This is a genomic window from Kitasatospora sp. NPDC127121, assembly GCF_042677305.1.
In the GTDB taxonomy this organism is placed as follows: domain Bacteria; phylum Actinomycetota; class Actinomycetes; order Streptomycetales; family Streptomycetaceae; genus Kitasatospora.
Genome location: NZ_JBHXTQ010000146.1, coordinates 602 through 7,091, shown reverse-complemented (window position 1 = coordinate 7,091; position 6,490 = coordinate 602). Strand labels below are relative to the sequence as shown.

The 6,490-nt window shown below is 73.7% G+C and carries 3 protein-coding genes; 2 read left to right on the top strand and 1 reads right to left on the bottom strand.

Translation table 11 applies throughout. From position 1 onward, the window contains the following. Window positions 1–145 precede the first annotated feature (145 nt). Window positions 146–2,836 carry a LuxR C-terminal-related transcriptional regulator gene (locus tag ACFVHI_RS36710; RefSeq protein ID WP_380346372.1) on the bottom strand — a complete coding sequence of 897 codons (2,691 nt, stop codon included), beginning with the start codon at window positions 2,834–2,836 and terminating at the stop codon, window positions 146–148. A gap of 703 nt (window positions 2,837–3,539) precedes the next feature. On the opposite strand from ACFVHI_RS36710, the gene tap reads away from it, so the two are divergent. Together tap and tpg are read left to right on the top strand one after the other, a co-directional pair. Continuing rightward, window positions 3,540–5,774, top strand: coding sequence for a telomere-associated protein Tap (gene tap / locus ACFVHI_RS36705; RefSeq protein WP_380346370.1), 2,235 nt, complete (start codon window positions 3,540–3,542; stop codon window positions 5,772–5,774). Window positions 5,775–5,780: 6 nt separating this feature from the next. Beyond that, entirely contained in the window at window positions 5,781–6,335 is a 555-nt protein-coding gene (gene tpg, locus ACFVHI_RS36700; protein ID WP_380346369.1) for a telomere-protecting terminal protein Tpg, read from the top strand. Window positions 6,336–6,490 lie beyond the last annotated feature (155 nt).

Here is a 6,490-nt window from a genome sequence, read left to right as displayed (position 1 = left end):
CCGCCCCCGCGCCCCCCCCCGGGACCGGCCCCGCCGCCCGGGGGGCGGGGGGCCTCGGCCCCGGCCCGCCGCCGCCCGCCCTGCCGTGGCCCTGCCGCACCCGCCCCGCCGGGGCCCCGGGCCCGCCTACCGGCCCCTACCGCCTTCACCCTCCCAGTACCGCCACCAGCTGGGTACGCCGGGCGATCCGCAGCTTCCGGTAGGCGTTGGTGAGATGGGTCTCCACGGTGCGGCGGGTGAGACACAGCGCGGAGGAGATCTGGGCGTTGGTGTGCCCCGCCGCCGCCAGTTTGGCCACGCGCCGTTCGGCGGGCGTCAGCGCGTGCCCGCCGTTCCTGTTGCGCACCCCGCCCTCGCGCAACGCCCCCGCCGTCAGGTCGAGGAGGCGACCGGCGGCGGGCGCCTGCCCGGCCTGCGGAGCGGGCGCGGCCAGCCGCAGGGCCACCGCGTGCGCCTCGCGCAGCGTGTCCCGGCCCTTGCGGCCGTTGCCCGCCCCGATGTGGGCCCGGCCGAGATCGGCCAGGGTCTCCGTGAGTTCCACCGGCGCGCACCCCGCCCTGAGCAGTTCGGCGCCCTCGGTCAGCGAGCACAGGGCCAGCCTGCCGCCCACGGCCGCGGCGTACGCCCGCAGCGCCCGGCCGACGGTGCGCGCGGTGCCCCAGGTCCGGGCGTGGCGCAGTTCCTCCTCGGCGAGTTCGCGGGCCTCCTCCCGCCGCCCCAGCCGCACCAGGGCCAGCGCCGCCCCGGAACGCCACGGTGTGGCGACGGGGCTGACGAAGCCGTGGGCGCTCTGGCCGGCTCCGCAGGCCAGGTAGTCGTCGAGGGCCGCCTGCCAGCGGCCGTCCGCGGCGTGCAGCAGGGCCCGTGCGTAGCTGAGCTCGTTCCACTCCCAGGAACTGTCGTTGCCGCCCGGTCCGGCCAGTGCCACGGCCTCCCACGCCCCGGTGCGCCGGCCGCTCTCGTGCCGGGCGGTGGCCACCATGGCCGCCAGGTGCGGCAGCCGGACGCCCTGTCCGGCGGTCGCCTCCACCAGGGGGGCGTTCTCGGCGATGACGCGGTCGAACTCTCCCGCCCACAGCGCGGCCTCGGCCCGGACGCTGAGCAGGCACTGCAGGCCCACGTCCGTCAGGTCCGGGGGAGCGGGCGGGGCGGGCAGGCACAGGCCGGCCAGCTCGCGCGCCTCCTCCAGGCAGTCCGCCCACTGCAGCAGGGTGGCCGCGCTGCCGAGCCAGGCGGTCCGCAGGCGCGGGTCCACCGGGGCGGCCAGCCGCGGGCGCACCCGGGCGAGCGCCTCGGCGGCCGAGCAGAGGCCGGCCCCGGCCTCGTACTCGGTGATCAGGCCGCACACCAGCGGCTCGATGCCGGGCGGCGCGGTGGGGGCGAGCGCGCGCAGGCCGGCGACGGCGCCGCGCCAGGCGTCGTTGTCGTGCGAGGAGACGAGCGCGGCGAGGGCCTGCAGCACCTGGACGAGTTCGCCGTCATCGGCCCCGCGGCCGGCCTGGTGGAGGACCCGCAGCGCGCTGTCGGGATCGCGGCCCGCCACGAGGGCCGCGCTCAGGGCGGTCGCCGCCCTCGCCCGCTCCCGCAGATCACTGTGCAACTCCACTCCGGTGTGGAGCCTGCGGATACCGGCGGTCGCGTTGTTCGCGAGCTCCAGGGTGCCCAGGCGCATGGTCAGGGCCGCACGCCGGTCCGGATCGAGCGGCCCGCTCAGGGCGTGGCGCAGATACGCGGCGGACTCCGCGACACGGCCGGCGCGTACCGCCTCCTCGGCGGCCTCGGCCAGCGAGCGGGCCATCCACACCTCACCGGGCCGCTCCACGCGCAGCAGCCGGGAGGCCACGGCGGTCGCCGGCGCACCGCTCTCGTCGAGCAGCTCCGCGATGCGGGTGTGCAGCGCCGCGATCTCCCGCGGCTCGGCGGCGGCGAGCACGGCCTCCCGCGCCAGGGGGTGGCTCAGCAGCCTGTCCAGACGGCGCACCGACCGCTCGTCCGGCGACCGCCTGGACGAGCAGAGACCGGCGAGCTGACGGCGAAGCCCGGGATCGCCCGCCACCCCTTCCTCGGCCGCGACGGCGAGAGCCAGACAGGCCTGGCGCAGACACGGATCGACCCCCCGCCCCAGCCAGTCCGCGATCGCCTCGCGATAACGGCTGCGCGAGCGGGCGGCGGGCGGGCGGGGCAGCGGCCCGTCACCGAGATCGGCGACGAGCGCCCGCACCAGCGCCGGGTTCCCGGCCCCCGCCCCGACACACGTCACGACGTCCTCCCGGCCCAGGCCGGCACCCCGGGCGATACGCACGACCGCGGACACACTCAGAGCGCGCAGGACGACCGACACACCCGCAGGAGAAGGGAAGGGCCCCGGACCGGACGGGTCGCCGCACTCGGTGACCACCAGCAGGACGGGAATCTCGGCGATCCGGCGGGCCAGATAGCCGATCCACCGCCGGGACGGCTCATCGGCGTGATGGAGGTCGTCCACCGCGATCAGCACCGGCCGCTCGGCCGCGGAGCGGGCCAGCCGCGTCACCCACCGGTGGAACAGCCGCTGCTCGTGCGCCCCGGCCGGCACCGCGAACGGAACGGCCCCGTCGTCCGCGAAGAGCTGCCGCACCAGCCCGAACGCGAACCCCGCCTCCTCCGGCACCCCGCGCACCCGCCCCACCCGCATGGCACCGCCGCCCGCCTCCTGCCGCACCACCGCCTCCAACGCGGCGCTGCGCCCCATGCCGGCCACCGGTGCCGAGAGCAGGACCCAGCGCCCGCCGCCCGCCCGCGCGGCCGCCCCGGCCGCCGCGGCCGCGTCCAACACCTCGTCGCGCTCCAAGAGCATCCGCGCCCCTTCCCCTTCGTCCTGTCCGTCCCGCGACGCCGCCCCGGGCCGTGCGCCACCCGCCCGGACACCGGCTTCCGCGGCGATACCGCGGCCCCGGTGTGATCTTCACCCCGGGGCGACGCACGTCAGCCCGCCGCACGAAAAACGGCGCGATCGCGTTCATGACAGAGCTTGATCCCGCCGCTTTTATCACGTTTCACCCACGAACTTTCCACCCGCGACAGCGACACAGCAGCAAACACCCACCCGCGACCACCGGCCACCATCCGCGCCCCAGTTCGTGCCGACACGGACCGCGCCCCCCAACGCACCACACCGACCGACAACCGGGACCCCCGCGATTCCCGACCCCACAACCCCTCCCGGACACCCCATTCCAAACGACGCGGACTAATCCGAGACCCACGCCAGCACATCCACCCACCATGACGAATCCCGCTAACCCCCGGCTAATGCCCACGCAACACACCGGACCCCACCACCACCAGCCACCCCGAACCCCGCCCCACACCCCCCAGCCACCGCCGCCACCACACCCCGAACACCAGATGTTCCAGGGCTAAGAGCACCTCCGCCAACGAACAACCCGAAAGCCAAAAACCCCATGGAACAGCCCCACAGACAAGGCCCCACCACCACCAAAGAGCTTCAATTCCAGGGTTAAAAATGGACTAGTGTAGGGCGAGGAGGTGGAGTTCCGATGCCCACACAGGACGAACTGTTCGCAGCAGTGGACGCACTACTGAACGACCCAGGCCCACAACTGCCGGAGCCAACCGAAAGAGCACGCCTCCGAGAGGCCGCCGGAGTCACCCAAGCGCGACTGGCCCAGGTACTGAAGTCAACGGTGCAATCCGTGAAGAACTGGGAAGCCGGCCGCTCCGAGCCGAGGCCACCACGCCTGGAAGCCTACGCACGCCTCCTCGAAGGCTGGGCCCAACAGCACCCCACCCCCGCCCCCGCAGCCCGCACAGTCGAAGAAGTCCCGGCCGCCTTCGCCCCAACCCCCACCCCCACAAAGGCCGAGCCCAAACCCACCACCGACGACACCGCGAACCCGGACGACGACAGCCCCCGCCCCGACCGCATCCCGCCAGAACAACCAGCCGAACAACCACAACCGCTGCGCCCCGCCGCCCGCCCCACACCACACAGCGACGCCCAATACCCCCACGGCCCACTCGCAGTCCTGGACGACGACGGCACCGCCTACGCAGTCGGCGGCCTACTCCTGGACTGCCCCGCCACCACACTCGCACAACTGGTCACCTGGGCCCTGACCGAATCCGGCCTGGGCACCCCACGACTGCACCGCAACGGCAAGGACTCCGACCCCCTGATCGTCCTCACCGCCGCCGCCGCCCAGAAACTCGGCCTGCCACCCACCCTGGACGACGACCCGGCCACCCGCCGCACCCAGCGCCTGCCCGACGACCACAAGATCGTCAAAGCACTCGCCCGCTCCAAATGGCAACTCACCCGCCGCGGCTTCGGCCCCTGGGCCCGCATCTACAAGCCCGTCAAAGACGGCCGACGCCAATGCGTACAACTCGCCGTCCTGCCCTGGCGCGCCCTGGACACCCGCGCCTGGGGCGACGCCGCCCACCTGCCCGCCCCCGACCTCGCCCGCGTCCTCGGCGTCTACGCCCAACGCGTCATCACCCCCCGCGGCTCCAGCGCCACCAGCGGCCTGGAACTGATGACCGCGCTACGCCCGCCCACGAGGGCGGTACGCGACGAGCAGAGCGGCGGGTGGGTGTCCGGACCGAACCCGGGCGCGCTGACCGAAGTCGTCCAGGCAGCGCCGCCGGAGGTCCCGCCGGAGCACCCCGCCGCACAGGGCTGGACCGGCGGCTTCCTGGACGAGGAGTCCTACCAGTGGATCCGCCCGGTCGAGACCCTCTCCGAAGCGGAGATGATCGAACCGTTCGCGGTCGGCATCGACATCAACACCGCCTACCTCGCCGCCGCAGCCCGCCTCAATGTCGGCCTGTCCGGCCCGCTCCACGTCACCAACCCACACTTCGACAAAAAGACCCCGGGCAGCTGGCTCGTCGACCTGTCCCACATCCCCACCGACCCCCGCCTGCCCAGCCCGTTCACCCCGACCGGCACCCCCCCCACCGGCCCGGCCTGGTACACCACCCCCACCGTCGCCTACGCCCAGGAACTCGGCCACGACGTCACCCCGACCGAGGCCTACCTGCGCGAGCACAGCGGCGCCTACCTCGACCCCTGGCACGACCGCCTCCGCGAGGCCTACGTCACCACCATGGCCGAGGCCGGCATCCCCACCGACAAGGACACCGACGAACGCGCCTTCCTCGCCGCGATGACCGCCCACCGCCTCCTCAAGAACGCGGGCACCGACCTGGACGCGTTGCGCGCCGCGCTCGCCGCCGAGGGCCTGGGCCACCTGGCCGCGATGGGCGACGACCAGCTCGCCTCGGCCACCTGGCGCCACCACCAGATCGCCATGGTCCTCTCGGCGGTGAAGTCGACGGTGAAGTTCGGGATCGGCAAGCTGCGAGAGCGCCCCCAGGGCCTGACCTACAAGCCCGGCGAGCCGTGGCCGGCGCTTGAGCGGGAGACCTGGCGCCCGGACATCCGGGCCGCGGTCATCGCCAAGGCCCGCGTCAACATGCACCGCAAGATGGCCAACGTGGCGAAGGCCAACGGCCGTTACCCGCTCGGTGTCAACAACGACTGCGTCGTCTACGCCTCCCCGACCACGGACCCGCTCGGCTTCCTGCCGCTCACCGGCTCCGGCAAGGTGCTGCCCGGCACCTTCCGCCTCGGTGCCACCCCCGGTCTGGCCAAGGTCGAGGGCATCCAGCAGATGCTCACCGTCGTGGACTGGCTGGAGCGCGACCAGCCGATCAACCCGGCCCGCCACATCAAGGGCTACGACAGCAGCACCATCGAAGGGAAGTAGGAGGCTGTGGAGGAGATCACCGACGCGATCGACCGGGCCGCGCCCGAGCACTTCACCAAGGCGCCGCCCAAGAGCGCGCAGGCCCAGATGCGGCTGCTCGCCAAGGCGGCCAAGGGCGACACCGCCGCCCTGGCGGCCCGGCTCGGCGTGAGTCGCCGCACCGTCGAGCGCTACCTCGCCGGCCAACGCAAGACCCCCAGGGCCGCACTGCGCGAAGCCCTGAAGCGCGAGGTCCAACGAGTGTGGCAGCCCGGCATCCGCCGCCGGGCCCGCAAGAAGGCCGCCACCAGCACGGGCATCACCGTCGAGGTGTGGGCCTACTTCGGCTACACCGCCCCCGTCGGCACCACCGACGAGGCCCGGCTACGGCACCTGACCGTCCACCTCCCACCCGCCTATGCCGGCCGCCTCTTCACCGCCCAGGACCAGGGCGCCGGTGACCAACAGATGCGCGCCATCATGGCCGAGGGATTCCAGGAAACCTACTTCAAGGACGGCGGACGCGCCGCCGGACTCGAAGTCGAGTTCACCGGAATCCAGGCGATCGACGTCCAGTACTGACACCAGGCAGGAACACTGAACCTACACAGTGCATCATTACGATGCACCGAAGCGTGGCCCCCCCCCCAAGCGGGGGACCCCTGCCCCACACGAACGGGCGGGGGGTGTTGTGTAGGGGGCGGCCGGGGGGGGGGGCGCAGCGGGGGGCACCCACC

Coding starts and splice junctions, on each gene's coding strand:
- ACFVHI_RS36710 (WP_380346372.1), bottom strand. CDS start 2,836: ATGCTCTTGGAGCGCGACGAGGTGTTGGACGCGGCCGCGGCGGCCGGG.
- tap (WP_380346370.1), top strand. CDS start 3,540: ATGCCCACACAGGACGAACTGTTCGCAGCAGTGGACGCACTACTGAAC.